The organism is Streptomyces sp. GL_140, from assembly GCF_057834465.1.
In genome coordinates, this window is sequence record NZ_CM174404.1 from 3743596 (window position 1) to 3768950 (window position 25355).

The following is a 25355-nucleotide window of genomic DNA, read 5'->3' on the forward strand; positions in this document are numbered from 1 at the left end:
TCGTCGCCGCTCCTGCGGACGGTCTGATCGTCGCTATTCGACGTCAGCCGCCCCCAAGACCGTTGGCGGCCTATGTCCAGCCCCAGACGGCGGCCGGTCGCTATGCCGAGCGGCAGTGCGTAGCGATCTGTCGCGCCTCAGGGCATGGGAGGGTCATCTGATCGTCCTCACGTGCGGGTTGGCGGGCGACGGCCTCGGGAAGGGTCCTCGATCGGTGTCGGGTGGATGTCCCGAACTCCCCGGCGCCCCCAACCCTGTCCAGGCGGCCCCTCCCGGCCGTCCGGACGTCGGCTGACCGGCGGGACCGCCCCCGCACCTCCCTGACCACGGCCGTCCCTCCCCCTCACACCCCCCGGCCATCCCCCGGGGGGATCCCGGAAGTCTTGTGGCATTCCGGGACGGGACGGTCGGTCAAGGGTGGCCGCAGGCCATCGCGCAGCGACGCGACCGAAGGGAGCGCCCTTGAGGGACCGGCCCGGCCCGGAACGACACTGGACTGGAGGGACGCCCCCAGGGACTGCCGAAGCCACCGAACCACCCGCAGCCCGAGCCAACTCCCGACCCCACCCACGAACGCAGCCCCCGCCCGACCGCACCACCCCCACCCCCCTCCAAACCACTCCCGTCGCCGCAGCCCCCGTCGTACGCTGGTCTGATGCGAACTCCACGGCAGGCCGCAAGAATTGTCGTCGTCAATCCCGCCGGGTCGGTGTTTCTGTTCCGGGAGAACAACGTAGAGGTCGGCATCCACTGGTTGCCGCCGGGCGGGGGGATCGACCCCGGGGAGACTCCCGAGGAGTGCGTGCGGCGGGAGTTGCGGGAAGAGACCGGGTGGACCGATCTGGAACCGCAGCGGCTGCTGTGCACCTGGGAGCACGACTTCACGTACCAGGGCACTCCCGTGCGGCAGCACGAGCACATCTACGTCACCACCGGGCCGCTGCGCGACCCCGTCCCGGAGTACCCCGAGGCCCACTGGCGCTGGCTCTCCCGGCGGAACCTCGCCACGCTGGGCGAGCCCCTGTGGCCCCCGCGGCTGGCCCAGCTGCTCGACGAAGCCCCCGCCGAACCCGTGCACTTGGGGCTGCTCGCCTGAACTGCCGCCCTACGGGACAGGGGGCGGGACCCTGCCGGAGCACCCGCTCAGCGGGGCATCGCGCGGGACAGCTCCCGGGCGGCCGTGCGCAGCCGGTCCTCGCACTGGGACCCGTAGGGGTCGAGGAGCGGGACCTGGAGGTCCCGGCGTCCCTCCAGCGAGTCGGTCGGCTCCGGCATGCGCACCTGGACCCCCGCCAGCTCCGCGAGTACGAGCACGGTGGTCACCGGGCGGGCGGCCCGCCGGCCGCGCCCGTGGCCCGTGCGTACAGCTTGGCCGCGTAGTCGTTCAGGATCGTGCTCGTCGAGACGTCGTCCGTGTCGCCGCCCGTCAGGATGCCGATGATCTTCCCGTCGGCGGCGATCCACGCGCTGCCGCTCGTGCCGCCGGGGAAGTCCGCGCAGTCGAAGCGCTGTTCCGTCGGGGTGTCGCGGATCGCGCGGGACGTGCAGGTGCGCGCGACCTTGCGGTCGGCCGGGTAGCCGGTCACCGTGACCTCCTCGCCGGAGCGGCCGGAGGTGTCGAGGACGGCGGCGCCGGTGACGTCCTCGATGTTGCGGCCCGAGGCGTCGGGGGCGAGGCGGGCGAAGGCCAGGTCGTAGTCGTCGTTCGTGTCGTCGGCCCACTGGGTGTCCTCGAAGACCTCCTCGATCTTCCAGGTGCCGTAGGGGGCCTTTCCGTCGGCGTACGCGGGTGCGAAGATCGCACCGCCTGCGCCGACCCGGCCCGCGAGCAGGCAGTGGCCCGCGGTGACGATCAGATTCCGTCCGGGGCTGTGCACGACGGTGGCCGTACAGAAGTGATCCCCGGTCACTTCGCCCTCGAACAGCGCCCCGGCGAAGGACACGGGGTCGCCCGGCTTGGGCTGGGAAGCGGTCGGTCGCGGACTCGGAGTGCCGGACAACTGAGGCCGCTTCGACGATTGCGATTGCGACGGGCGGGCGGTGGAAGACGTGGTCGGGGGTGCCGCTTTCGCATGCACGGCGGCCTTGTCGTCCGCCGCGGGCACCACCTTCGTCATCGCCGCTGACGCACCCAGCGCCGCTATCCCGCACAACACCGCGGTCACCACGGTCCGCTTGTCCACCACAGACACCCCTCCCCCACTTTGCTGTGGCGAAGCATGCCTTGCGCGCGGCGGCCACCGCAAGACGCATCCCGGCCGACCCGGCCGAGGTGGTACCGCTCGGGCCGGTTCCGGGCGAACCTCTACTCCTCCGTACATCCCTGCATCATCAAGGGCTACCTGCGGACGGAAGAGGAAGGTAACCCTTGACTACGGCGCATTCCCCGCATCGCGGGCTGTTTCTGGGTCTGGCCGTCACCATCGGCTGCCTGACCGGCCTCGCCCTGGTGGCCGGGTCCGTGTACGTGCTCTTCTACGGGGCGGAAGGCTCGTGCGGGGAGAACAAGGCGGTTGAGCGCATGGCTCAGGTCTCGGCCGCGGCGCCCGTCGCGGCCGGTACGACGCCCGTGGCGGAACGAACCGGGGTGGAGTGCATGGACGACAGCGGCGATGCATGGGTCTCCGCGGACAGCGTGTACACCCACGACGTGGACGCCCGGACGCTGGCCACCCACTACTGGGACATCGCGACGCAGGACGGATGGAAAGCGGCCGGCACCCGGGCGGAAGCCCCGGACAGGTTCCGGACCCGCCTCGGCATGTGCTTCCACAAGGAGATAGCCGGCGAGCCCGCTCTGCTCCGGGTGGGGGCCGGCGGGCCGAGGGAGTTCACCGTGACCGTGGAATCCGCGCTGGACGGATCCGCGATCTCCTGCTGAACCAAGATCCGTGCCGGAACCCGGAACCCGGAACACGGCGGCAGTCGCACCCGTCAGCCCCGGCCGGCCGGCCGGGGCTGACGCGCGTACCGGCTACGCCCCCGGCCAGAGGCCTTCCGGGGTCAGGCCCAGCAGGTCGATCGCGTTGCCGCGCACGATGCGGTCCACCACGTCCGGGGCCAGGTGGCCCATCTGGGACTCGCCGACCTCGCGGGACTTGGGCCACGTGGAGTCCGAGTGGGGGTAGTCGGTCTCGTAGAGGACGTTGGCCACGCCGATCGAGTCCAGGTTCTTCAGGCCGAAGGCGTCGTCGAAGAAGCAGCCGAAGACGTGCTCCGCGAAGAGCTCCGACGGCGGGCGCAGCACCTTGTCGGCGACGCCGCCCCAGCCGCGGTTCTCCTCCCAGACCACGTTGGCGCGCTCCAGGATGTACGGGATCCAGCCGATCTGGCCCTCCGCGTACATGATCTTGAGGTTGGGGAACCTCTCGAACTTGCCGCTCATCAGCCAGTCCACCATCGAGAAGCAGCAGTTGGCGAAGGTGATGGTGGAGCCGACGGCCGGCGGGGCGTCGGCCGAGGTGGACGGCATCCGCGAGGAGGAGCCGATGTGCATGGCGATGACCGTGCCGGTCTCGTTGCACGCCTCCAGGAAGGGGTCCCACTCGTCCGTGTGGATGGACGGGAGCCCCAGGTGGGGCGGGATCTCGGAGAAGGCGACGGCGCGTACGCCGCGGGCCGCGTTGCGGCGGACCTCGGCCGCGGCGAGCCGGGCGTCCCAGAGCGGGATCAGGGTGAGCGGGATGAGGCGGCCGTTCGCCTCGGGCCCGCACCACTCCTCCACCATCCAGTCGTTGTACGCGCGCACGCCGAGCAGGCCGAGCTCGCGGTCCTTGGCCTCGGTGAAGGTCTGGCCGCAGAAGCGCGGGAAGGTCGGGAAGCACAGGGCCGACTGGACGTGGTTGACGTCCATGTCGGCGAGCCGGTCGGGAACCGAGAAGGATCCCGGGCGCATCTGCTCGTACGTGATGACTTCGAGCTTGATCTCGTCGCGGTCGTAGCCGACGGCCGTGTCGAGGCGGGTGAGGGGTCGGTGCAGGTCCTCGTACACCCACCAGTCGCCTATGGGGCCGTCGTCGCCCTTGGCGCCCATGACGGGTGCGAACTTGCCGCCGAGGAAGGTCATTTCCTTCAGGGGGGCGCGGACGACGCGGGGGCCGACGTCGTGGTACTTGGACGGGAGCCGGTCCCGCCAGACGTTGGGGGGCTCAACCGTGTGGTCGTCCACCGAGATGATCTTCGGGAAGGTCTCCATGCCCACACGGTAGCGCCAATCTGACGAACCGTCAGCTAGTTGGACGCGCTGTGTGCGACGTCTGGATCCGGATCCGACCGGACTGGGTCCACTTCGGACTGACGTGTACGCGCTACACAGGGCAGACTGACCATTACACCTACGGAAGGCAGGGGGGACGCCAGATGGACGGCATACCGGCCATCCCGCACCAGCGGAACCGCCCCGTGGCCGCAACCGCAGCTGCGGGAGCGGGAGTCGAGGCCGGAACCGGAGCCGGGACCGGCGCCGGGGCCACGACCGGATCCGAGGCCGGATCCGAGGCCTCGACCGGGTCCGGAGCTGCCGCCGCGCAGGCCGGAGCGGGTGCCACCACCACGGAATCCGGAGCCCCCGCGCGATCCGGAGCGGGATCCGCCGCCGAAGCCCCCGCGCAGCCCGCACCGCCCGCACCGGGGGACGACCCCGCCGCCGCCCCCGGCGGCAACCGCTTCGCCGTGCTCGGGCCCATCCGCGCCTGGCGCGGGCCCGAGGTGCTGCCCTCCGGGACCCCGCAGCAGCGGGCGCTGCTCGCCGTGCTGCTGCTCCGGGACGGGCGCACCGCCACCGCGCCCGAGCTGATCGACGCCATCTGGGGCGAGGACCCGCCGCAGCAGGCGCTCGCCACCATCCGTACCTACGCCTCCCGCCTGCGCAAGATCCTCGACCCCGGCCTCCTCGTCAGCGACGCCGGCGGCTACGCGATCCGCCTGCCCCACCCCGAGTCCCTCGACCTGGGCATCGCCCGCGCGCTGGCCGCCGACGCCGAGGCCGCGCGCGGTGAGAAGGGGGACCGCGCGCTCGCCCGTACGCTGCTGGCCCGCGCGCTGAACCTGTGGGACGGGGAACCGCTGGCCGGCGTACCCGGACCGCATGCCGACACCGAGCGCACCCGGCTCGCCGAGTGGCGCCTCCAGCTGCTGGAGACCCGCCTGGACCTCGACCTGGAGCTCGGCCACCACGCCGAGGCCGTCTCCGAGCTGACCGCCCTCACCGCCGCGCACCCGCTGCGCGAGCGGCTGCGCGAACTGCTGATGCTCGCCCTGTACCGCAGCGGACGCCAGGCCGAGGCCCTCGCCGTCTACGCCGACACCCGCCGGCTCCTCGCGGACGAGCTCGGCGTCGACCCCTGCCCCGAACTCGCCGCCCTCCAGCAGCGCATCCTGCGCGCCGACGCCGAACTCGCCCACGCCGGGGATCCGGCCCCGGCGGCCGCACCCGTACATGTAAGGCCCGCTCAATTGCCCGCCACCGTCGCCGACTTCACCGGCCGTGCCAGCTTCGTCCAGGAACTCGGCGAGATCCTCTCCAGCGTCGACGGCCAGGTCATGGCCGTCTCCGCGCTCGCGGGCATCGGCGGGGTCGGCAAGACCACCCTTGCCGTGCACGTCGCGCACGCCGCGCGCCCGCACTTCCCCGACGGGCAGCTCTACGTCGACCTCCAGGGCACCGAGGCCCGCCCCGCCGAGCCCGAGGCCGTCCTCGGCGCCTTCCTGCGGGCGCTCGGCACCCCCGACACCGCGATCCCCGACTCGCCCGCCGAGAGGGCCGCGCTCTACCGCTCCACCCTCGACGGCCGCCGCGTGCTGGTCCTCCTCGACAACGCCCGCGACGCCGCCCAGGTCCGCCCGCTGTTGCCCGGCACCGCCGGCTGCGCCGCACTCGTCACCAGCCGGGTCCGCATGGCCGGTCTGGCCGGCGCCCATCTCGTCGACCTCGACGTGATGAGCCCCGAGGAGGCCCTGCAGCTGTTCACCCGGATCGTCGGGGCCGAGCGGGTCGGCGCCGAGCGCCAGGCCGCCTTCGACGTGGTCGGCGCCTGCGGGTTCCTGCCGCTCGCCATCCGCATCGCCGCGTCCCGCCTCGCCGCCCGCCGCACCTGGACCGTCTCGGTCCTCGCCGCCAAGCTGGCCGACGAGCGGCGCCGCCTGGACGAGCTCCAGGCCGGTGACCTCGCCGTCAAGGCCACCTTCGAGCTCGGCTACGGGCAGCTGGAGCCCGCGCAGCAGCGCGCCTTCCGCCTCCTGGGGCTCGCCGACGGGCCGGACATCTCCCTCGCGGCGGCCGCCGCCGTCACGGGCCTGCCGGAGCACGAGACCGAGGACCTCCTGGAGGCCCTCGTCGACTGCTCCCTCCTCGAATCGGCCGCGCCCGGCCGCTACCGCTTCCACGACCTCGTACGCCTCTACGCGCGTGCGTGCGCCGAACGCGACGAGCAGCCCCCGAGCGAGCGCGAGGCCGCCCTCGACCGGCTGCTCGACTTCTACCTCGCCACCGCGGGCGGGGTGTACGGCCTGGAGCGCCCCGGCGACCGGCTCGTCGCCCACCTGGCCGCCACCCGCTACCCCGGGCTGGTCTTCACCGAGCCGCACGCCGCCCAGGACTGGCTGTACGCCGAAGCCGACCCGCTGCTCGCGTGCGTCCGGCAGGCCGCCGTGCGCACCACCGGGCGGGCGGACGTACTGCGCCGGGCCGTGGACCTGCTGTGGGCGGCCAAGGACCTCGCCGAGTCGGGCGCCAACTCCAAACAGTACGAGTGGGCCGCGAGCGCCCTGTGCGAGGCCGCGCAGGCCGCGAAGGACCCGCACGCCGAGGGCCGGGCCCGGACCACGCTCACCAACACCCACCTGGTCGCGGGCCGGTTCGCCGAGGCCGACGACGAGGCCCGCCAGGCCACGCTGCTCGCCCGGGCCGCCGGGGACCCGCTGCCCAGCTGCTGGGCGCCCAACGACCGCGGGATCATCGCCCTCTACGAGGGCCGCTACAAGGACGGCGAGCGCTACCTGCTGGAGGCCATCGCCAACTTCCGGGCCGACGCCAACTACGTGGGCGAGGCCAGCGCCCTGTGCAACCTCTCCCGCATCCACGTGGAGCTGGGCCGGCTCACCAGCGCCATCGACCTCGCCCAGCAGGGCATCGCCATCTACGACCGGATGGGGCTCACCCTGCGCCTGGCCAACGGCCGCTACGCGCTGGGCATCGCCCTCACCCAGGCGGGCCTGACCACCGAGGCGCTCGTACAGCTGACGGCCGCGCTGGCGCTGTTCCACGACAACCGCCAGCCGCTGTGGGAGGGCATCACCCACTTCAGACTGGCGGAGGTCCACCTGTTGGCCGGCCGGGCCACGCTGGCGGCCGCGCACGCCGAACAGGCCGTCGCGCTGCGCGTGATGGGCGGCGAGTGGCGGCGGGCGTGCGTGCTGATGGTCCTGGGCCGGGCGCTGCGGCGGCTGGGGCAGCGGGACCGGGCGCGGGTGTGCTGGCGGGACGCCGAGGTGGTCTTCGTGCAGCTGGGCTCGTCCGAACTGGCCGAGGTACGGGCGCTGCTGGCGGCCGAGATCGCGGCCTGAGTCCGGCTCGGCCGGCCGCTGAATGAGGCGTTCATCGTTCGTTTATCGCCCCGGTTCAGAGTAAGTGCATCGACTCGTCGCGTCGGGGGAGGCGAGCGGGTCGTCTGGACCGCCCGTTCGGCGGTCCGCGGGGGAATCGCCGAACGGGTCCAATCCACCTTCAGGAGCGCGTGATGACGACGAACGAGAACGTCCTGCCGAACGACGGCGACCTCAAGCCGATGGACAACCACGCCACCGGCATCGAAATGAAGCCGCTGGACAACCACGCCACGGGCGAACCGCTCGCGGCGGCACCGGACGCGGCCGTCTCCTCGGCGGACGAGCAGATCGTGACGCTCGACAACCACGCGACCGGCACGCTGCCTTAACGGCGGCACATGACCACGGGGGACCCAGGGGGGTACGGGGGTACCGGGGGACCCAATGGGGGGGTACGGGGGACGGCGGCCGCGGTGGCCAGGAGGGGGACCACCGCGGCCGCCGCATTTCCATGCCTGGATCAGCGGGCCCGGATCGGCGGGCCGGATCGGTCCGGCCCGATCAACCCAGCCTGAGCAGTCGTTCCACGCCCCGTGCGGCCTCCAGCAGCGCCGGCAGGAACCGCTCCAGCTCCTCCCGCGAGGTCAGGAACGTGGCGGTGGTCAGACTGACCCCGCCCACCGGCACTCCGGCGCGGTTGAAGACCGCCACGCCGAGGCAGCGTACGGAGCGCTCGCTCTCCTCGTCGTCGACGGCGTAGCCGCGTGCCCGGACCGCCGCCAGTTCGTCCGCGAGGAGCTCCCGCTCGGTGAGTGTGTGCCGGGTCACCGCGGGCATGCCGGTGGCCCGGACGATCCCTTCGACCTCCGCGGGCGGCAGGTGGGCGAGGACGGCCTTGCCGATGGCGGTGGCGTGCAGGGGGGCCCGCGTGCCGACGCGCGAGGAGCTCCGGAAGGGCTGCCCGCTGTCCACCTTGCGGATGTAGGTGAGCGCGTTGTCGCTGCGCAGCGCCAGGTGGACGGCCTGGCCGGTGCACTTCTGGAGGAACTCCAGCAGTTCGACGATGCCCTCGGACCGGTCGGCGGAGATCCGGGAGGCGAGGGTGCGCAGGCGCAGGCCGATGCCGTAGCTGCCTTCTCCGTCGGTGACGGCGTAGCCCTGCTCGACGAGGGAGACCAGGATCCGGTAGGTGCTGGACTTGGGTACTCCGGAGGCCGCGGCCAGTTCGGCGAGCCGGTGGGGCCCTCCGAAGGCGGTCAGCGCCTCCGTGACCCTCAAGGTCTTCTCCAGTGCGCTTCCGGCCGTAGAGCTCCTGCCGACGCGCTGGACCGGCACCTCGTTCCCTATGGCACTCGTCACGACTTCCTCATGGATTAGCAAAATGTCTCACTGAAGCATACGTCACGCGATGCCCTTTTTGCCCGGGGCTGAAGGTCCCGAAATGCCCGCCACAACACCTCCCGCTTACTAGGCTGCCCGTGTGTTCACCTCCCAGGGCCCGACCCTCCGCGAACTGGCCGTACAGGCCCTGTCCTCGATCGAGCGGGGCTACGACCTGCTGGCACCCAAGTTCGACCGGACCCCCTTCCGGACCCCCGACCGGATGCTCGACGCGGTCGAGGAGACCCTCGCGGGCCGCGAGGGCCCCTTCGGCTCCGGGCTCGACGTGTGCTGCGGCACGGGTGCCGGGATCGGGATGCTGCGGCGGCTGTGCCGGGACCGGGTGACCGGGGTGGACCTGAGCACGGGGATGCTGGCGGAGGCCGGCCGCGCCCACCCCGACGTCGACTTCCTACGGGCCGACGCGCGGGCGCTCCCGGCCGCGCTCGGGAACTCGTACGACCTGGCGGTCAGCTTCGGCGCCTTCGGCCACTTCCTCCCGGCCGAGCGGCCGGCCCTCTTCTCCGGGATCCACGGGTCCCTGCGCCCCGGCGGGGTCTTCGCCTTCCCCATCGGCGCCCCGATCCCGCCCAGCCACCCGGCCTGGTGGGCGGTGACGGGCTTCGACGCGGCGATGCGGGTGCGCAACGCCGTCCGGCGGCCGACGTTCGTCATGTACTACCGGACCTTCCCGCTGGGCGGGGTCCGCACCGACCTGCGGGCGGCCGGCTTCACCGTGGAAACCGTCCCCCTCCCCCACTTCGGCCACCGCCCGGACGGCAGCCCCCGCTGGCGCCTGGTCCTGGCGCGGCGCGGGGAGGCGGGGCGGGCGACCTCCTGAGGCCGTCACCCCCTCCACCCTTCGCGCAGGCACCTCCAGCGCAACGCCTGGGCCGCCGCCGCCACGACCGGCACGGCGGCGGCGGGCACGATCCACGACGGGGCGCCCAGCTGGAGGGCGACGGCCGCCACGGCCGCGCAGACCAGCATCGCGATCAGGCTCAGCGGCTTCGCCGCCGACAGCAGCGGGTCGGGACGGCCGTCCCGGCGACGCCCGGCCGACCGCAGGACCGAGATCCCCGTGCCCAGCCCCAGGACGGCCATCAGACCCGCGAGCGTGCCGATGCCCGCCGTGATCTGCCCCTCTCGGCGGGGCGCGGCAGCGCTCCTCAGCCGCGACCCGTCCCGCTCCAGCCCCACGGCCTCGCCCCGCCAGAAGGTGACGGTCACCCGGTCCCCGGGCCGCAGCCGGTAGAGCAGCGGCCCCGAATCCTTGAAATCGAGCCCGAGGGTCCGGCCGGGAGTGGCGGGCAGGGTCACCCAGGCGCGCGAACCCGCGGTCTTCCTGGCCGTCACCCCCTCGACGGTGGCGGGAAGCCCGAGCAGACAGTCCGCCCGCTCCCCGGCCGCGACCCCGGCCTCCATCCCGGCGGCGCACGGCCGGGCCGCCGCGAAGTCCGCCTCGCGCCGGGCGTCGGCCGGCAGCCACACGGCGAACACCAGCCCGCAGCACAAGGCGGCGACCAGCCCCAGCCCGATCCGCAGGATCCCCGGCAGCCCCCTCTCCGACTCCCCGTCGCCGGCCCCGCGCCCCGCCGGTCCGCCGCCCGCCCGGTCCTTCTCCGCCCGTCCCGCCACGGAACTCCCCCCGCTCTGCCGCATGGAGCGCTGTTCTACCCCACGCCCACCGACTTCCGCGCGGCGGGTGTCACATCAGGAACTTCCGAGGAACCGACGGCATGGCGATCGAGAAGGCGCCCCGGCTGGGCCCGTCCTAGGCGAGAACGCCGGATCCTTTCCAGACCTGCACGAAATGCGATCGCGCCTTCCGCAGCCCCACCGCGGGCACTTGCAAGGGCTGCGGCTAGGCCTCAGCGGGCCCGGAGTTCGCGTTTGAGGATCTTGCCGCTGGCGTTGCGCGGGAGTTCGGTGACGAACTCCACCTCGCGCGGGACCTTGTAGTTGGCCATCTCGCGGCGCGACCACGCGATCAGGTCGTCGGCGGTGAGGACCGCGCCCGGGCGGCGGACCGCGTAGGCCTTGCCGACCTCGCCGAGGCGGGCGTCGGGGATGCCGACCACCGCGATGTCGGCGATGTCCGGGTGGAGGCCGATGAGCTGCTCGATCTCGGCGGGGTAGGCGTTGAAGCCGCCGACGATGAACATGTCCTTGATCCGGTCGGTGATCCGCAGGTTCCCGGCGGTGTCGAGGACCCCGACGTCCCCCGTGCGCAGCCAGCCCTCGGGGGTGACGGCCTCGGCGGTCTCGGCGGGGTCCTCGAAGTAGCCCTGCATGACGTTGTAGCCGCGCACCCACACCTCGCCGGCCCGGCCCGTGGCCAGGGCTTCCCCGTCGGGTCCGGCGATACGGAGCTCCGTGCCGGGGATGGCCCGCCCGGAGGTGGCCGAGATGACCTCCGCCGGGTCGCCGCGGCGGCACATGGTGACGACTCCACTGGCCTCGGAGAGCCCGTAGGCGGTGAGCACGGTGGCGATGTGCAGTTCGCTGCGGAGCCGTTCGACGAGCTGGAGCGGGACGACGGCGGCGCCGGTGACGACCAGGCGCAGGGCGGAGAGGTCGTGGTTGTCGCGCTGGGGGTGGTCCAGGAGGGACTGGTGGAGGGTGGGCGGGCCGGGGAGCACGGAGATCCGCTCGGCGGCGACGTTGGCGAGGACGGTGTCCACGTTGAAGACGGGCTGGGGGACCATCGTGGCCCCGCGCATCAGGCAGGCGATGATGCCGGCCTTGTAGCCGAAGGTGTGGAAGAAGGGGTTCACGATCAGGTAGCGGTCGCCCTCGCGCAGGCCGGCGAGCTCGCTCCACACGTCGTAGCAGCGCAGGGACTGGGCGTGGGTGATCACGGCGCCCTTGGGGCTGCCGGTGGTGCCCGAGGTGAAGATGATGTCCGAGGGCGCGGTGGCGGGAACGGCCTGCGTGCGGGCGCGGACGGCCTCGGCCGGTACGGAGTCCCCGGCGGTCAGGAACTCCTTCCAGGTGCGGAAGGAGTCCGGGGCGTCCTCGGACAGGACGACCACCTGTTCCAGGTGGGGCAGGCCGGGCAGCGGCCCGGTGCCGGGGCCTTCGGCGGCGGCGCGGCGCAGGGAGGCCACGTAGGAGGTGCCGAGGAAGGTGCCGGTGACGAAGAGGAGCCGGGCGCGGCTGCGCTGGAGGACGTATGCGGCCTCGGTGCCCTTGAAACGCGTGTTGAGGGGCACGAGCACGGCCCCCGCGGAGACCGCGCCGAGGGCGGAGACGATCCAGTCGAGGGTGTTGGGCGCCCAGACGGCGACCCGGTCCCCCGGTTCGATCCCGGCGGCCATGCAGGCGGCGGCGGCCCGCTCGACGCGCTCGCCGAGCTGCGCGTAGTCGATGCGGACGCGGCCGTCGACCACGGCTTCGCGGGTGGCGTGGCGGACGGCGGCATCGCGTACGAGGGCGCCGATGCTGGACCACGGCAGCCCGCCAGGGCCGCCTTCGCCGGATTCGGCGCCGGCCCCCGGGCCCTCGGCCCGGTGCCCGTCCAGGCCCTCGGCCCCGTAACCGACAGCACCTGTGACCACGACCGCGCCCTCGACCTCGTCCATCGCCCGCCCCTCCCTGCAACACCAGTAGCTGACTATCCGTCAGATTAGCTGTAGCCTTCGCGGCTGTCAGTACTGGTGCACCCCGGAGGTGGCGATGGCGGCAACGCTCAAGGACGCTACGGCGATAGTCGGCATCGGGCAGACCGCCTTTGCCAAACAACTGCCGCAGTCCGAAAAGGAATTGGCCTGCCGGGCCATATTGTCGGCGCTCGCCGACGCCGGCATCGAACCCTCAGAGGTCGATGCCTTCTCCTCCTACACGATGGAGGAGACCGACGAGGTCGAGGTCGCCAAAGCCATCGGCGCGGGCGACGTCACCTTCTTCTCCAAGATCGGCTACGGCGGCGGCGGTTCCTGCGCCACCGTCGGCCACCTGGCCGCGGCCATAGCCACCGGCCAGGCGAGCGTCGGCGTCGCCTGGCGCTCGCGCAAGCGCGGCTCCGGCCCCCGCCCGTGGAAGAACACGGCCGTCCAGCTCCCCACCCCCGGCCAGTGGACGCGCCCCTTCGGGCTGCTGCGCCCCGCCGACGAGATCGGGATGCTGGCCCGCCGCTACATGCACGAGTACGGGGCCACCCGCGACCACCTCTTCAACGTCGCGATGGCCTGCCGCAACCGGGCCAACGAGAACCCGGCCGCCATGATGTACGACCGGCCGCTGACCCGCGAGATGTACATGACCTCGCGCATGATCAGCGACCCGCTCTGCCTCTTCGACAACTGCCTGGAGACCGACGGGGCGCTGGCCTGCGTCATCGTCAGCGCCGAGCGCGCCCGCGACTGCCGCCAGAAGCCCGTCTACGTCCACTCCGTCGCCCAGGGCCTGCCCTCCCAGCACCACGGCATGGTCAACTACTGGAACGACGACCCGCTGTCGGGACCGGCCTGGACCGCCGCCCGACACCTGTGGAAGCAGGCCGACTTCGGCCCCGAGGACGTGGACGTCGCCCAGATCTACGACGCCTTCACCCCCCTGATCCCGCTCTCCCTGGAGGGCTACGGCTTCTGCGGGCGCGGCGAGGGCGCCGCCTTCACCGAGGGCGGAGCCCTGGAGATGGGCGGCCGACTGCCCATCAACACCGGCGGCGGCGGCCTCAGCGAGGCCTACGTCCACGGCTTCAACCTGATCAACGAGGGGGTCAAGCAGCTGCGCGGCGTCTCCACCGCCCAGGTGCCCGACGCCTCGACCTGCCTGGTGACGGCGGGCGAAGGCGTCCCGACGTCCGCGATCCTGCTGCGAGCCTGAGGAGCTGCCGACCATGACGACGACCACCGCGACCACGGACGAACTCCTCATCCCCGTCCCCGACGAGGACGGCGCCCCCTTCTGGGAGTACGCCGCGCAGGGCGAACTCCGCGTCCAGGCCTGCGCCGAGCCCGCCTGCGGCAAACTCCGCTTCCCGCCCCGCCCCTGCTGCCCGCACTGCAAGTCCTTCGAGTCCGAGTGGCGGCTCATGAGCGGCCGGGGCCGCATCTGGTCCTACGTGCGGCCCCACCCGCCCCTGCTGCCCGCCTACGCCGCGCAGGCCCCGTACAACGTGATCCTCGTGGAGCTCGCCGACGCCCCCCACATCCGGCTCGTCGGAAACCTCGTGGCCTCGGCCGACGCCCCGCTGGACTCCGTGGACCCGGCGCGGCTGCGCATCGGCGCCCGGGTCCAGGTGGTCTTCACCGAGACGGGCGGGGTGGCCGTCCCGCGCTGGATCCTGGAGAAGTCGTGACGGCCGACCGGGCCCCGGGACTGCGGGTGGAGCGGGACAAGGCCACCGGGGTCGCCGTCGTCACGCTCGACCGGGAGCGCAAGCACAACGCGATCGACCTGGAGACTGCCGCCGAACTGGCTTCGGTGTGGCGGGAGTTCCGCTTCGAGGACGAGGTCCGGGCGATCGTGCTGACGGGCGCGGGGCGGGCGGCCTTCTGCACCGGCATCGACCGGGGCGTCTCGGTGCCGCAGCCGTCCTCGCCCTTCTCGATGGACGACCCCCTCGTCGCCATCGGCCCCAAGGCGAACGACCTGTGGAAGCCCGTGGTCGCCGCCGTCAACGGCATGGCCTGCGGCGGGGCGTTCTACCTGCTGGGCGAGTCGGAGTTCATCGTCTCCTCGGACACGGCGACGTACTTCGACCCGCACACCAGCTACGGCATGGTCAGCGCCTACGAGGCCATCTACATGGCCCAGCGCATGCCCTTCGGCGAGGCCGCCCGGATGTCCCTGATGGGCACGGCGGAACGCCTCTCGGCCCGGCGGGCGTACGAGATCGGCCTGGTCTCCGAGCTGGCCGGACCGGACGCACTGCTCCCGGCGGCCCTGCGCGCCGCCGAGACCCTGGCAGGCTTCCCGACGGAGGCCGTGCAGGGCACCGTACGGTCCCTGTGGGCTGCGAAGCAGGCCGCACTCCAGCAGGCCCTGTCGCAGGCCCCGGGCCTGGTGGCGCTGGGGAACCTCACCCCGGAGCGACAGGCGGAGCTGTTCGCGGGGCGCCGCGGGACGGCGGCGGAGCCGCGGGTGCGGTGAGGTCCGCGTTGGGGCGGGCGGGCCGCGCGGTTTCCGGCCGCCCGCCCGACCTAGGAAATGGGGCCGAGCTCGCAGTCCCGTACGTCGGCGGCCCGTGCCGGGTTCGTCATCAGGACCTTGACCTGGACGGTCCCGCCCTTCTTGAGGTTGGTCGGCGCGATGGTCTGCTCCACGCGGGATCCCCCTGCGTTCTTGAAGGTCACCGATACGGAGATCAGCCGGTCAGTGGTCAGCAGCGAGGTGACCTCGACGACGGCGTACGGCTTGTCCGGCCCCGCGCAGCCGATGATCCGGCCCCGGGCGGGCACGGCCGTCGGCGAGGGGGTGGCGGTCGGCGTCGCGGTGCCGCCACCGCTTCCGCCACCGGTGGTGCCGCTGGTACTGCCATTGGTGCTGCCGTAGTTCGTCCGCGTGCTGTGGGTGCCCTTCGACTTCGAGCTGGAACAGCCGCCCCCGCCGCCGCTGTTGCTCTTGCCGTGACTGCCGCCCGAAGACGAGAAGCCGGTCAGTGCGAGCACCACTCCCGCCAAAACCGCCGTGAACCGGACACGCCGCGCTGTGACCCGCATGGCCACTCCCTCCCCCGTGGAACAACTGCGGCACGCTATCAGGGCCGTGTCAGGGGGCCGGCCGGGCGCCCTCGGCCCCGTAGTGGGCGAGGAACACCTCGACTCCCCCGGCCACGACGGCCCGCAGCTCCGCTTCCGTGGGCGCGCGGCCGGGATCGGGGTCGGGGTTGAAGGTCCGGGCCAGCTGCGGCACCGACACCGTCAGCGCGACGAGCTGCCGGACGGCGAGCTCCACGTCCGGCACGACGAGCGCTCCGCGGGCGCCGAGCGCCTCGACGGCGGCCGCCAGCGGGGTGTCGATGGCCGCGCGACTGCGCTCGTACCAGAGCCGGCCCAGCTGCGGGAAGCGCTCGACCTCTCCGATGACGAGGCGGCGCAGCGACATCAGCTCGGCGGAGACGAGCCGGCGCGCCCAGCGGTACTGCACCTCCACGAGGGCGGACCGCAGGTCGGGGGCGGCGGCCAGGGTCGCGGGGCAGGGTTCCAGGTCGGCGTAGGCGGCGCCGAGGATCGCGCCGACGACTTCGAGGAAGAGCCGCTCCTTGCTGCCGAAGTGCTTGTACACGGTCGGCTTGGAGACGCCCGCGCGGGCGGCGATGGCGTCCACGGAGGCGGCGCTGTAGCCGCCGGCGAGGAACTCGGCGTAGGCGGCGTCGGCGATGGCGCGCCGCTTGGGAGGGGCCGGAATGGGCATGCGGACCACCCTAGCCCCGAACTAAACCAAACGGTGTAGTTGCGGTAACTGAACTACACGGTTTAGTGTGATGCTCGTCGGAAGCCGCACCGGGCGGCAGCCGGCACCACGTCCCGAGGGGGGACCCATGTCTGCCGAAATTTCCGCCGAAACGTCCGTGGAATCCGCGGACTTCAAGATCCTGGCCATCTCCGGCAGCCTGCGCGCCGACTCGCACAACACCGCCCTGCTGCACGCCGCCCGCAAGCACCAGCCCGGCGGACTCGACATCGAGATCTACGAGGGCCTGCGCGACATCCCCCCGTACGACCAGGACCTCGACAACCCGCAGGACCGCCCGGCCGCCGTCACCGAACTGCGCCGGCGCATCACCGAGGCCGACGGCCTGCTCATCGCCACCCCGGAGTTCAACTACTCGATCCCCGGCACCCTCAAGAACGCCATCGACTGGGTCAGCACCGACTGGACCAAGCAGGAGGGCCTGCCGCTGCACCGCAAGCCCGTCGCGATCCTGGGCGCGGCGCCGACCAACTTCGGCACCGTGCGGGCGCAGCTGGCCCTGCGCCAGGTGTTCGTGTGGACGGACAGCGACGTGGTCGTCAAGCCCGAGGTGCAGGTGTTCCGCTCCTACGAGCGCTTCGACGAAAGCGGCAACCTCACCGACGAGACCACCGTCGACCTCGTACGGAACCTGCTGAGCGCCCTGAAGGCAAAGGCGGCGGCGGCCACCGCGGCGGCCTCGCGATGAGCTCCGGAGCGGACACCGCCCCGTCGGCTACGGGGGTGGCGTCGGACGTGTCCGTGACGGCGATCGCCCGCCTCCAGGCCCGCCCGGGCCTGGAGGCGGCGGTCCGCGCCCAGGCCCTGGCCCTGGTCGCCCCGACCCGTGCCGAACCGGGCAACATCTCCTACCGGCCCTACGAGGACCCGGCGGCGCCCGGCGCCTGGCTGATCCTGGAGGAATGGGCGGACCCGGAGTCCTGGCAGACCCACCTCGCCTCCCCCCACCTCGAACAGGCCCTGTCCCGCACGGCGTCCCTGCTGGCGGAGCCCCCGGTGGTGCGGGTGTTCCCGGCCGTCTAGAGCACCCTCGCCGGACCCTCCGGAGCGCCTCTTCCGGATCGCGGGCCGCGGGAGCCGGGCGTAGCGTCGGGATCAAGACCAGATCCGCAGATCCCCACGTCGGAGGGCCGGGCATGTTCCGCAACGCACTCGGATCACTGATGGGTCTGGTCGGGGCGACGGCCGCCGTCTGGAGCCCCTTCCGCGCCTGGTACGACGGCCGCCACGGACGCGACTACCGCGTCCAGGAGCTCTTCACCGCCGCCGGGATCACCGACACCAAGGCCGACCTGCTGGGCTCGCTGCTGCTTCCGTTCGTCTTCGCCGCCCTGCTCACCCTCGGCGCGATCCTGCTGCGCTCAAGGCTGCTGATGGCCCTCTCGGGGGTCGTCGTCCTCGGCTTCGCCGTGCTCTGGATGGTCCGCCAGGCCCAGGAAGCGGGCAGCCTCTCGGTCGGCGGCGACGGCCTCGGCCTCGGCGACGGCCTCGCCAGCGCCTTCGGCGCGGGCGCGCTCCTGCTGCTGGCGGCGGTCGTCATGAGCGGCCGCCCCCGCCGCCGCGACCGCACGCCGGCCCCGGAGCCGGAGCCGGCGCCGCTGGTCACCGAGGAACCCGAGCCCTGGCCCCCGGCCCCGCCCGGGGACCACTCGTAGCCCGCTCGGCTCAGTACTCGCCGTCGAGGGAGGCGGCGGAGGACGCGCGGTAGCACTTCGAGACGACCGAGAAGAGGAGCATGGTGTCTCCGTGCGCCGTCTGCTTGATGCCGGTGACGTGCACGGCGAACTGCTCGTCGTTGTTCTCGGCGTAGATCTCCGGATCCTGGGCCTTGCTGTTGGCCTTGCCGTCCTTGGTGATCTTCCAGCCGTTCTCGTTGAGCCCCTTGCGCAGGTTCGCCATGCCGGTGTCAACCTGCTCACCGGTGAGGCCGTACACCGACCACGGGTGCGACGTGGAGAACAGGTCGTCTCCGTACTCCCTGCACCGCGAGATGCTCGGGCCCGGCTCGGTCACCTTGCCCTTGACCCCGGTCATCTCCAGAAGGCGGCTGGCCACCATCTTCGCCTTCTTGCGTGCCGGGTCGGGGTCCATCCGGACCGGCGTGTAATTGATTTCCTTCATGTTCGAACACCCCACAGACAGCACCGACAGCGACGCGATGACGACAGCCAGGGCCAGCGCCCTGATTCCGGAGACCCTGCGGCTACCGGCCGCACCCCGCGCCTCAGCCACTCTGGACCTGGCCGTATTCGCCGGCGACCACGCTCGCCTGGTTCTGGATGCTCAAGGAGTGGTCCCTCCAATAGTCGGTATGACTATCGGCGTCATTTGCCATGATATTGGCTCCGAAATCCTCGTCGGAGGGCACGTTCGACCCCCACACCGTTCCGAACGGCAGCATTTCCTCCCACCAGTCGGTGTCGCCGCCGAGGCCTGCGACCTTGCCGGCGAACGGCACCTGGTCCTGGATCGTGCCGGCAGCCTGGGACCATACGTGGCCCTCGCCGGCGTCGAGGTCCTTGGCGTGCTCGACGAGCATGCCGGGGCTGCCCACCGCGATGATGTCGTCGGCTCTCAGGTCGCCCGCGTTGGAGGCCGCGCCGAGGACGGTGCTGCCGTAGCTGTGGCCGATGATCGTGGTGTGGCTGGCGGCGTCGCCGCCCTGGACGTTCTCCAGGCCCTGCATGAACCGGTTCAGGTCGGGCGCCGCTTCCTCGGCGAAGTGCTTCTCCATCGCCTCCGGTACGAGGCTCTGCGGGGCCTCGTACCCGATCCAGGTGATGGTGGAGACGTTCTGGCCGGGGATCTTGGCGTGGGTCTCCTTCCACAGCTCGCCCATGTGGTGGATGTAGTCCTCGGACTTCGTGATGTTGGTGAACGTGCCCGGGACGAACACCGCCGTGTGGGCCGCCGTGTCCGGGTTTCCGTTGGCCACGATGGCCCGGCCGCCGCCCTTGGTGTCGAAGCCGAGCAGGTAGGCCTCCGGCAGCCCTTCCTTGCCCGTCGAGTCGAAGCGGGCCTGGATGGCGTCCATGCCCTTGAGGTTCTTCTCCAGGGACTCCTTGTCCTTGGCGTACTTCTTGTCCCACTCCGACCAGGCGGGGTTGAGCGTCGCCGCCGGGTAGGTCTGTCCCGAGGGGAGGTACTTCTGCGGTTGCGGCGGTATGCCGTTCAGCCGGATCCGGTACTCGGCCTGCGTCTCCGACAGCACGTTGCGGTTGGCCTCGTCACGGATGACGGAGGGCAGCCCGTCCAGGGCGCCCACCTGCGCCGCGTTCAAGGAGAGGTAGGCGGACTTGTCGTCCGCCGACAGGCCGTTCCACCAGTCGGCGTTCGCCTTGGGGTCGTCGCCCTTCGGCGGGGCCTTGATGTGGTCCAGGTAGTCCTTCGCGCCGCTGCGGACATCGGCGGTGTCGCCCTGCGCGTCGGTCCAGTCCTGGTCGGAGACGACCAGGTCGTCGTCCGCCTTGAGCCCCCGAAGCTTGGGCGCCCACAGGTTGTCGGCCTCGGTGGCCTCGGCGACGGCCTGGGCGATGCGGTCGGCGATCTCCACCGCCCTGCCGAAGTTCGGGTTGGGGTGGATGTTCGCCGCCTGCCGTTCCAGGGCGGCGGACAGGTCGTTGGCGTCACGCGTGGGGTCGATCACCTGGCCGGAGGGCTTGCCCTTCGCGCTGCCGGAGACCGTCCCGCCGTCCGGGAGCCTGCCGTCCTTCTCCGTTCCGCCGGGCGGGAAGCTCACCGACCCGTCCGCCCCCACCGAGAACTTGGCGTGCTCGGCGTCCTCCAGGGCGGCTTCCAGCTTCTTCTTCGCCTCGGTCAGCGCGGCGGCGAGCGCCCTGAGCGCCGTGGCCACGAGGCCGCATTCGACCTGCGTGTAGTGGAAGTTCTTCGCCAGGTCCCGGAGCGATCCCAGCGCCGCGTCCACGGCCTCCCCCGAGAGGCCGGCCCGCAGTCTCGCCGATATCTGTCCTTCGGTGTCTCCGTAGGCCTGGTCGGCCATGCTGCCGACGGCCTTGTAGCCGTCGGCAGCTTCGGTGAATTCGGACGGCTTGAGCGCCGCCAGTGCTGCGTAGTCCATGGTTCAGGCTCACCGGCCCCCGGTGGCGGGCGTGTCCTTGTACTGGGCGCCGATCTGGGCGAAGCCGCCCTTGATGGCCTCGTCGTTGGCGTACTGGCCCTGGCCGGCCTTCTCCAGCGGCCCCTGGAGCCCGGTGCACTTGCCCGCCAGGCCGTCGAGGTACGTCTTCCAGGACTGGTGGAGCTCCTGCTGGGCCGCGGCGCTCTGCACGCCGGAGAGTGCGGCGCCCTTCTGCCCCTCCTCCAGTGCGGTCAGGGCCGTCCTGATGTTCCCGGCCAGACCTGCGAGGTCCTGGCTCGCGCGGTTCCAGACCGCCTTGTCGGAGGTCAGGTCACCGCCGCCACCGCCGTCGGGCGTGGCGGCCGCGCTCGCCAGGTGCATCTGCGCCCCGAGCGCGGTCTGCTGTTTGAGCGCCGCCCACTCCGTGTCAAAGGTCGTCATGCCGTAGTGCCCCCGTGGCCCTGATCCCGATTGCCCAAATTCGCAGGTCATCCTACAAACACCGGTGAGGGCTCACGGCGACGAGACGCCGGACATGACGGCGGCCCCGGCCCCCCTGAGGGGGCGGGGCCGGCCAGCCGTTGGGCGGTGTGGGGATCAGGCCTCGACGACGCCGGAAGCGGCGATCTCGATCTTGGCGCGGGTGGCGCCGGACTGGCTGCCCAGGGCCTCGATCTTCTGGACCAGGTCCGTGCCCTCGACGACCTCGCCGAAGACGACGTGCTTGCCGTCGAGCCACGGGGTCAGGACGGTGGTGATGAAGAACTGCGAGCCGTTGGTGTTGCGGCCGGCGTTCGCCATCGACAGCAGGAACGGGCGGTCGTGCTTCAGCTGGAAGTTCTCGTCGGCGAACTTCTCGCCGTAGATGCTCTTGCCACCCGTGCCGTTGTGGTTGGTGAAGTCACCGCCCTGCAGCATGAACTGCGGGATGACGCGGTGGAAGCCGGAGCCCGCGTAGCCGAAGCCGTTCTGGCCGGTGGCCAGCTGACGGAAGTTGTCGGCGGTCTTCGGGACGACCTCGTCGAAGAGGTTGAAGACGATGCGGCCAGCGGCCTCGCCGTCGATGGTGATGTCGAAGTAAACGTTGCTCATGGGGTCCATCCTGTCACTCCCGGTGCGCCGCACGCCCCAGCGGGGCCGTAAGGGCGGCCCCGCCGCAGCTCAGCCGCCCGTACGGGTGCCCGTGCCCTTGGCGGCGTCGAGGGCGTAGACGCAGCGGTCCTTGCTGCACGCGTAGACCACGCCCGCCTCCGCCACCGGGGCTCCGGTGATCTCCCCGCCGGTGGCCAGCTTCCAGCGGAGCTGGCCGCCCGCCGCGTCCAGGGTGTACAGGCAGTGGTCGGCGGAGCCGAAGTGGACCCGGCCGTCCGCGACCGCCGGGGCGCCGGTGATCTCGCCGCCCGCGGCGAACCGCCACTTCGGGGTGCCGGTGACTGCGTCGAGCGTGTACAGCGCGCTGCCCGCGCCCAGGTGGACGTTGCCCGCCGCGACCAGGACCGGGTCGGCCGACTGGCGGGGCTCGGTGGTGATGCGCCAGCGGTCGGTGCCGGTGGCCGCGTCGAGGGCGTAGACGGTGCCCAGGTAGTCGGCGAGGTAGACGCCGCCGCCCGTGACGGCCGCGCCGGGGGCGAAGGCCGGGGGCGCCAGGAAGACCGCGGGGGCCTCGAAGTGCCAGCGGACCCGGCCGGACGCCCGGTCGATGGACAGGACCCGGGTGCCGGCGCAGACGTAGACGTTGCCGTCGGGCGCCGGGGTGACGCGTACGGGCACGCTTCCGCAGGAGCCCGCGTCGCCGATCGGGTACGACCAGGACTCGCGGCCGGAGCGGGCGTCCAGGGCGCGCAGCCGGGCGTCCTGCCACACGTAGACCGTGCCGTCGTGCAGGACGGGGGCCGCCTCGGTGGTCTCGAAGTCGATCTGGGCGCCCGTGAGCTCCCACAGCTTCTGCCCGCTCGAGGCCTCCCAGGCCTGTACGCCGCCTCCGCGCGTGGCGGTGACCACGGTGCCCCGTTCGGCGCGCAGCGCGTACACCCAGGCGTCGGTGGACAGCCGCCACCGTTCGGAGCCGTCGACGGCGTCCAGGGCGTAGAGGGAGGGGCCGTCGGAGGCGTGGATGCGGCCGTCGGCGACGGCCATGGACCAGGCGACGTCACGGGTCTTGAACTGGCGGCGGCCGCTGGCCACGTCCAGGGCGTGGACCTCGAAGGAGGTGACGTAGAGCAGCTCGCCGGCGACGGTCGGGGTGCCCCAGACCTCGTTGGACATGCGGAACCGCCAGGGCCGCCAGCGGCCGCTGTCCGGGGCCGGTCCGGGACCGGGCACGGAAGCGGCTCCCGCGGACCCCGCCGACGACGGCAGGGGCGGTACGGGCGCCGGGCCGACCGCCGAGCCGCCGCCGGGCGGGCGGATCCAGCCGGTCGCCGAGTCCGCCGCGGCGGCGTGGGCCGCGGGTGCGGAGACGGAGGCGTGGGGGCCGGGGCCGATCGGTACCGGGGAGCCGCCCAGGCGCACGGACTCGCCGGAGGCGGGCATCGGGGGGTGTTCGGGCCGCTGCGGGACGGCCTGGCCGGTCCGCGGGTCCGTCCAGGCGTCGGCGCCGCGCTCACGGCGGTGCGTGACGGGCCCGGCGGCGTGACCGGCCGCGTGACCGGCGGCGGGCGCGAAGGCGGGGGCCTGGGCGGGACCGGGCACCACCGGCGCGGAGGAGACGGCGGAGGCCGCGGAGGCCGCCGCCGAAGCCGCCGCAGCGGCGGCCGCAGCCGCCGCGGCTGCGGCGTTGCGGTGGCCCGCCCGGCGGGCCTCGATCATCGCGACGGCCCTGGGGGGCAGCCATGCCGAGGCGGTGCCGCTCTCGTCGCCGCCCTCGAAGAGGTGCGGGGCCAGCTGCGCCTGGAGGTCGGCCGGGGTGGGCCGCAGGGTCGCGTCCATCTGCATGCAGGACTCGATGAGCGGGCGCAGCTCCTCGGGCAGGCCCTCCAGGTTGGGGCCCTCGCGCAGCAGCATGAACACCGTCTCCACCGGGTTCGCCCCGTGGTACGGCGGGTGCCCGGTGGCGGCGAAGACCAGCGTCGAGCCGAGCGAGAAGACGTCGCTGGCGCCCTTGACGCTGCGCGAGTCCTTGGCCTGCTCGGGCGACATGTAGGCGGGTGTGCCGACGGCGACGTTCGTCATGGTCAGGCGGGTGTTGGAGACCCCGCTGGCGATGCCGAAGTCGATCACGCGCGGGCCGTCCTCGACGACGAGCACGTTCGAAGGCTTCAGGTCGCGGTGGACCAGGCCGGCACCGTGAATGGACTGCAGGGCCTCGGCGATGCCGGCGGCGAGCCACCGTACGGCCTGGGCGGGCATGGGCCCGCACTCGTGGACGATCTCCTCCAGCGAGGGCGCCGGTACGTACGCGGTCGCCAGCCACGGCACCGCCGCGCGCGGGTCGGCGTCGACCACGGCCGCGGTGTAGAAGCCGGAGACGGCGCGGGCGGCCTCCACCTCGCGGGTGAAGCGCACGCGGAACAGCTGGTCCTCGGCGAGCTCGGTGCGGACCGTCTTGATCGCGACCCGCCGTCCGGACGCCGACCGGGCGAGATAGACCAGCCCCATGCCGCCGGCGCCGAGCCGTCCCAGCACCTCGAAGGGGCCGATCCGTCTCGGGTCGTGCTGCGTCAGCTGCTCCACCACTCGCCTCCACACCCATCCCCGTACGGGCTCCCTCTCGGGCCCGCTTCCTGCCAGCACGCGGCGGTCGGCCCGTGCAGCGTCCCGCCACGGGCGCCGCCCGCGGTCGCGCAACCCCGATTCTGTCAGGCCCGAGCCTGGTCCGGCCCCGGGCACGTGCACTGGTTCGCGCGCGCGGCGCGGTACGGGGTCACGGGGGGGGAGGGGGCAGGGGGCCGGGCGGGAAGGCGTAGGGGACTGCGCGGGAAGGAGTACGGGGCTGCGCGGGCCGCCGCGCGGCCGAAAGGGACGGGCCTACGCCCCCGGTCGGGTCCGCTGCTCCGACAGCAGGCCGAAGACCGCCCCCTGGTTGTCCGCGACGACGGCGATCCGCCCGTACGGGGTGTCGAAGGGGTCCGCGGTGACCCGGCCGCCGAGGCGCTGGACCATGGCGACGGACTGGTCGCAGTCCGGGACGGCGAAGTACGCGAGGTAGTGCGCGGGCATGATGGCGGGGAAGGCGTCGGTGATGAGGCTGCGGCCCAGCACGGCGCCGGCGGGCCCGGGCGGGCTGCCGGGCGGGGACCAGAGGCGGTACTCGGAGCCGCCGGGCTCCTCGGCGCCGTCCGCGCCGCCCTCGTCCTGCGGGACGTAGCCGAAGACCTTGGCGTAGAACACGTCGACGGCGTCGCGGGCGCGGGTGTAGACCTCGGTCCAGCAGTACGTGTACGGCTCCTGCTGGGCCTCGAAACCGTGGTGGGTGCCGGCCTGCCACAGCCCGAAGACGGCCCCGCCGGGGTCTGCGGCCAGCGCGGCGGTCCCGTAGGGGCCGACCGGCATCGGGTCCATCACCATCTGGCCGCCGGCGGCGCGGATGCGCTGCGCGCAGGCGTACGCGTCGGTCGTGTAGAGGTAGACCCCCCAGACGGTCGGCATCCGGCCGTCGGGCTTGGGCGCGAGGGCGGCGACGTTGCGGCCGCGGCTGTAGGCCTGGGTGTAGTGGCCGTACTCGGCTCCCGCACTGTCGGCGAAGGTCCACCCGAAGAGCTCACCGTAGAAGCGCTTGCCCGCCTCGACGTCCGGCAGGGAGGCGTCGACCCAGCAGGGTGCGCCTTCCGCGAATGCGGCCATGAGCCCGGTTCCTTCCGTTGTGCGAGGGTGTGTGCCCTCCGCCGTACTCGCCAGCCATGTCCTCCGGATCATGATGTGCCCGAAAACTTGTCCACAGCCTGTTGATAAGACTATTCGGGGGATAGGGCCTGAAGTCGGACGCCGCGCC

The 25355-nt window shown here is 72.6% G+C and carries 25 protein-coding genes; 11 read left to right on the forward strand and 14 right to left on the reverse strand.

Annotated elements, in window-relative coordinates:
• Positions 1-655 precede the first annotated feature (655 nt).
• The gene (locus AC3IYJ_RS17325; RefSeq protein WP_489402193.1) at positions 656-1096 is read left to right on the forward strand and encodes an NUDIX hydrolase; all 441 of its coding nucleotides are present in this window, start codon (positions 656-658) and stop codon (positions 1094-1096) included.
• 47 nt (positions 1097-1143) lie between these two features.
• Here the strand turns inward: AC3IYJ_RS17325 and AC3IYJ_RS17330 are convergent, their stop codons facing one another.
• Together AC3IYJ_RS17330 and AC3IYJ_RS17335 are read right to left on the reverse strand one after the other, a co-directional pair.
• The gene (locus AC3IYJ_RS17330; protein WP_489402194.1) at positions 1144-1314 is read right to left on the reverse strand and encodes a hypothetical protein; all 171 of its coding nucleotides are present in this window, start codon (positions 1312-1314) and stop codon (positions 1144-1146) included.
• 5 nt (positions 1315-1319) lie between these two features.
• Entirely contained in the window at positions 1320-1943 is a 624-nt protein-coding gene (locus AC3IYJ_RS17335; protein ID WP_489402195.1) for a trypsin-like serine peptidase, read from the reverse strand.
• A 425-nt stretch (positions 1944-2368) separates the two neighbouring features.
• Here AC3IYJ_RS17335 and AC3IYJ_RS17340 point away from each other — a divergent pair, with 425 nt between their 5' ends.
• Positions 2369-2881 carry a hypothetical protein gene (locus tag AC3IYJ_RS17340; RefSeq protein WP_489402196.1) on the forward strand — a complete coding sequence of 171 codons (513 nt, stop codon included), beginning with the start codon at positions 2369-2371 and terminating at the stop codon, positions 2879-2881.
• A 93-nt stretch (positions 2882-2974) separates the two neighbouring features.
• Here the strand turns inward: AC3IYJ_RS17340 and AC3IYJ_RS17345 are convergent, their stop codons facing one another.
• Complete coding sequence (locus AC3IYJ_RS17345) at positions 2975-4195, reverse strand: amidohydrolase family protein (protein WP_371616417.1); 1221 nt, start codon at positions 4193-4195, stop codon at positions 2975-2977.
• Positions 4196-4359: 164 nt separating this feature from the next.
• Between AC3IYJ_RS17345 and afsR the strand changes: the two genes are divergently transcribed.
• Positions 4360-7563: an SARP-family global regulator AfsR gene (gene afsR / locus AC3IYJ_RS17350; protein ID WP_489402197.1), complete on the forward strand. Its 3204-nt coding sequence runs from the start codon at positions 4360-4362 to the stop codon at positions 7561-7563.
• A 173-nt stretch (positions 7564-7736) separates the two neighbouring features.
• A complete protein-coding gene (locus AC3IYJ_RS17355) occupies positions 7737-7934 on the forward strand; it encodes a hypothetical protein (RefSeq protein WP_489402198.1) in 198 nt (65 codons plus the stop codon).
• 172 nt (positions 7935-8106) lie between these two features.
• Here AC3IYJ_RS17355 and AC3IYJ_RS17360 read toward each other — a convergent pair whose 3' ends face one another.
• Positions 8107-8904, reverse strand: a complete 798-nt coding sequence (locus AC3IYJ_RS17360; protein ID WP_489402199.1) for an IclR family transcriptional regulator — start codon at positions 8902-8904, stop codon at positions 8107-8109.
• Positions 8905-9025: 121 nt separating this feature from the next.
• On the opposite strand from AC3IYJ_RS17360, the gene AC3IYJ_RS17365 reads away from it, so the two are divergent.
• Positions 9026-9766, forward strand: coding sequence for a class I SAM-dependent methyltransferase (locus tag AC3IYJ_RS17365; protein WP_489402200.1), 741 nt, complete (start codon positions 9026-9028; stop codon positions 9764-9766).
• A 5-nt stretch (positions 9767-9771) separates the two neighbouring features.
• On the opposite strand, the gene AC3IYJ_RS17370 is transcribed toward AC3IYJ_RS17365, so the two are convergent.
• Positions 9772-10563 (reverse strand): hypothetical protein, encoded by a 792-nt coding sequence (locus AC3IYJ_RS17370; protein WP_489402201.1) that lies wholly within the window; start codon positions 10561-10563, stop codon positions 9772-9774.
• Between the two features lie 233 nt (positions 10564-10796).
• Complete coding sequence (locus tag AC3IYJ_RS17375) at positions 10797-12509, reverse strand: FadD3 family acyl-CoA ligase (RefSeq protein ID WP_489402202.1); 1713 nt, start codon at positions 12507-12509, stop codon at positions 10797-10799.
• Positions 12510-12603: 94 nt separating this feature from the next.
• On the opposite strand from AC3IYJ_RS17375, the gene AC3IYJ_RS17380 reads away from it, so the two are divergent.
• The 3 genes from AC3IYJ_RS17380 to AC3IYJ_RS17390 are packed head-to-tail and all read left to right on the forward strand — an operon-like array spanning position 12604 to position 15024.
• Entirely contained in the window at positions 12604-13755 is a 1152-nt protein-coding gene (locus tag AC3IYJ_RS17380; RefSeq protein WP_489402203.1) for a lipid-transfer protein, read from the forward strand.
• A gap of 13 nt (positions 13756-13768) precedes the next feature.
• Entirely contained in the window at positions 13769-14230 is a 462-nt protein-coding gene (locus tag AC3IYJ_RS17385) for a Zn-ribbon domain-containing OB-fold protein (RefSeq protein ID WP_489402204.1), read from the forward strand.
• Positions 14227-15024 carry an enoyl-CoA hydratase/isomerase family protein gene (locus tag AC3IYJ_RS17390; protein WP_489402205.1) on the forward strand — a complete coding sequence of 266 codons (798 nt, stop codon included), beginning with the start codon at positions 14227-14229 and terminating at the stop codon, positions 15022-15024. Before AC3IYJ_RS17385 ends, AC3IYJ_RS17390 begins: the two co-directional genes overlap by 4 nt.
• 50 nt (positions 15025-15074) lie before the next feature.
• Here the strand turns inward: AC3IYJ_RS17390 and AC3IYJ_RS17395 are convergent, their stop codons facing one another.
• Both AC3IYJ_RS17395 and AC3IYJ_RS17400 read right to left on the reverse strand, forming a co-directional pair.
• Positions 15075-15593, reverse strand: coding sequence for a hypothetical protein (locus tag AC3IYJ_RS17395; protein WP_489402206.1), 519 nt, complete (start codon positions 15591-15593; stop codon positions 15075-15077).
• 49 nt (positions 15594-15642) lie between these two features.
• Positions 15643-16287, reverse strand: coding sequence for a TetR/AcrR family transcriptional regulator (locus AC3IYJ_RS17400; protein WP_489402207.1), 645 nt, complete (start codon positions 16285-16287; stop codon positions 15643-15645).
• A 127-nt stretch (positions 16288-16414) separates the two neighbouring features.
• On the opposite strand from AC3IYJ_RS17400, the gene AC3IYJ_RS17405 reads away from it, so the two are divergent.
• The 3 genes from AC3IYJ_RS17405 to AC3IYJ_RS17415 all read left to right on the forward strand — a co-directional run bounded on the left by AC3IYJ_RS17405 (position 16415) and on the right by AC3IYJ_RS17415 (position 18002).
• Complete coding sequence (locus AC3IYJ_RS17405; protein ID WP_489402208.1) at positions 16415-17035, forward strand: NADPH-dependent FMN reductase; 621 nt, start codon at positions 16415-16417, stop codon at positions 17033-17035.
• Positions 17032-17370, forward strand: a complete 339-nt coding sequence (locus AC3IYJ_RS17410; protein WP_489402209.1) for a putative quinol monooxygenase — start codon at positions 17032-17034, stop codon at positions 17368-17370. The genes AC3IYJ_RS17405 and AC3IYJ_RS17410 overlap by 4 nt, the downstream gene beginning before the upstream one ends.
• A gap of 113 nt (positions 17371-17483) precedes the next feature.
• Positions 17484-18002: a hypothetical protein gene (locus AC3IYJ_RS17415; protein WP_489402210.1), complete on the forward strand. Its 519-nt coding sequence runs from the start codon at positions 17484-17486 to the stop codon at positions 18000-18002.
• A gap of 10 nt (positions 18003-18012) precedes the next feature.
• On the opposite strand, the gene AC3IYJ_RS17420 is transcribed toward AC3IYJ_RS17415, so the two are convergent.
• The 6 genes from AC3IYJ_RS17420 to AC3IYJ_RS17445 form a co-directional block, all read right to left on the reverse strand.
• Positions 18013-18468, reverse strand: a complete 456-nt coding sequence (locus AC3IYJ_RS17420) for a hypothetical protein (RefSeq protein ID WP_489402211.1) — start codon at positions 18466-18468, stop codon at positions 18013-18015.
• A gap of 103 nt (positions 18469-18571) precedes the next feature.
• The gene (locus tag AC3IYJ_RS17425; RefSeq protein ID WP_489402212.1) at positions 18572-20425 is read right to left on the reverse strand and encodes an alpha/beta hydrolase; all 1854 of its coding nucleotides are present in this window, start codon (positions 20423-20425) and stop codon (positions 18572-18574) included.
• Positions 20426-20434: 9 nt separating this feature from the next.
• Positions 20435-20866, reverse strand: coding sequence for a hypothetical protein (locus AC3IYJ_RS17430; RefSeq protein ID WP_489402213.1), 432 nt, complete (start codon positions 20864-20866; stop codon positions 20435-20437).
• 156 nt (positions 20867-21022) lie between these two features.
• Entirely contained in the window at positions 21023-21517 is a 495-nt protein-coding gene (locus tag AC3IYJ_RS17435) for a peptidylprolyl isomerase (protein ID WP_489402214.1), read from the reverse strand.
• A 69-nt stretch (positions 21518-21586) separates the two neighbouring features.
• Entirely contained in the window at positions 21587-24097 is a 2511-nt protein-coding gene (gene afsK, locus AC3IYJ_RS17440; protein WP_489402215.1) for a protein serine/threonine kinase AfsK, read from the reverse strand.
• Positions 24098-24391: 294 nt separating this feature from the next.
• Positions 24392-25207 (reverse strand): VOC family protein, encoded by an 816-nt coding sequence (locus AC3IYJ_RS17445; protein WP_489402216.1) that lies wholly within the window; start codon positions 25205-25207, stop codon positions 24392-24394.
• Positions 25208-25355 lie beyond the last annotated feature (148 nt).

What these genes read in the sequence shown, in the direction of transcription:
- AC3IYJ_RS17325 (WP_489402193.1), top strand. Translation starts at nt 656, where the DNA reads ATGCGAACTCCACGGCAGGCCGCAAGAATTGTCGTCGTCAATCCCGCC.
- AC3IYJ_RS17345 (WP_371616417.1), bottom strand. Translation starts at nt 4,195, where the DNA reads ATGGAGACCTTCCCGAAGATCATCTCGGTGGACGACCACACGGTTGAG.
- afsR (WP_489402197.1), top strand. Translation starts at nt 4,360, where the DNA reads ATGGACGGCATACCGGCCATCCCGCACCAGCGGAACCGCCCCGTGGCC.
- AC3IYJ_RS17355 (WP_489402198.1), top strand. Translation starts at nt 7,737, where the DNA reads ATGACGACGAACGAGAACGTCCTGCCGAACGACGGCGACCTCAAGCCG.
- AC3IYJ_RS17375 (WP_489402202.1), bottom strand. Translation starts at nt 12,509, where the DNA reads ATGGACGAGGTCGAGGGCGCGGTCGTGGTCACAGGTGCTGTCGGTTAC.
- AC3IYJ_RS17380 (WP_489402203.1), top strand. Translation starts at nt 12,604, where the DNA reads ATGGCGGCAACGCTCAAGGACGCTACGGCGATAGTCGGCATCGGGCAG.
- AC3IYJ_RS17385 (WP_489402204.1), top strand. Translation starts at nt 13,769, where the DNA reads ATGACGACGACCACCGCGACCACGGACGAACTCCTCATCCCCGTCCCC.
- AC3IYJ_RS17395 (WP_489402206.1), bottom strand. Translation starts at nt 15,593, where the DNA reads ATGCGGGTCACAGCGCGGCGTGTCCGGTTCACGGCGGTTTTGGCGGGA.
- AC3IYJ_RS17400 (WP_489402207.1), bottom strand. Translation starts at nt 16,287, where the DNA reads ATGCCCATTCCGGCCCCTCCCAAGCGGCGCGCCATCGCCGACGCCGCC.
- AC3IYJ_RS17405 (WP_489402208.1), top strand. Translation starts at nt 16,415, where the DNA reads ATGTCTGCCGAAATTTCCGCCGAAACGTCCGTGGAATCCGCGGACTTC.
- AC3IYJ_RS17410 (WP_489402209.1), top strand. Translation starts at nt 17,032, where the DNA reads ATGAGCTCCGGAGCGGACACCGCCCCGTCGGCTACGGGGGTGGCGTCG.
- AC3IYJ_RS17415 (WP_489402210.1), top strand. Translation starts at nt 17,484, where the DNA reads ATGTTCCGCAACGCACTCGGATCACTGATGGGTCTGGTCGGGGCGACG.
- AC3IYJ_RS17420 (WP_489402211.1), bottom strand. Translation starts at nt 18,468, where the DNA reads ATGAAGGAAATCAATTACACGCCGGTCCGGATGGACCCCGACCCGGCA.
- AC3IYJ_RS17425 (WP_489402212.1), bottom strand. Translation starts at nt 20,425, where the DNA reads ATGGACTACGCAGCACTGGCGGCGCTCAAGCCGTCCGAATTCACCGAA.
- AC3IYJ_RS17430 (WP_489402213.1), bottom strand. Translation starts at nt 20,866, where the DNA reads ATGACGACCTTTGACACGGAGTGGGCGGCGCTCAAACAGCAGACCGCG.
- AC3IYJ_RS17435 (WP_489402214.1), bottom strand. Translation starts at nt 21,517, where the DNA reads ATGAGCAACGTTTACTTCGACATCACCATCGACGGCGAGGCCGCTGGC.
- AC3IYJ_RS17445 (WP_489402216.1), bottom strand. Translation starts at nt 25,207, where the DNA reads ATGGCCGCATTCGCGGAAGGCGCACCCTGCTGGGTCGACGCCTCCCTG.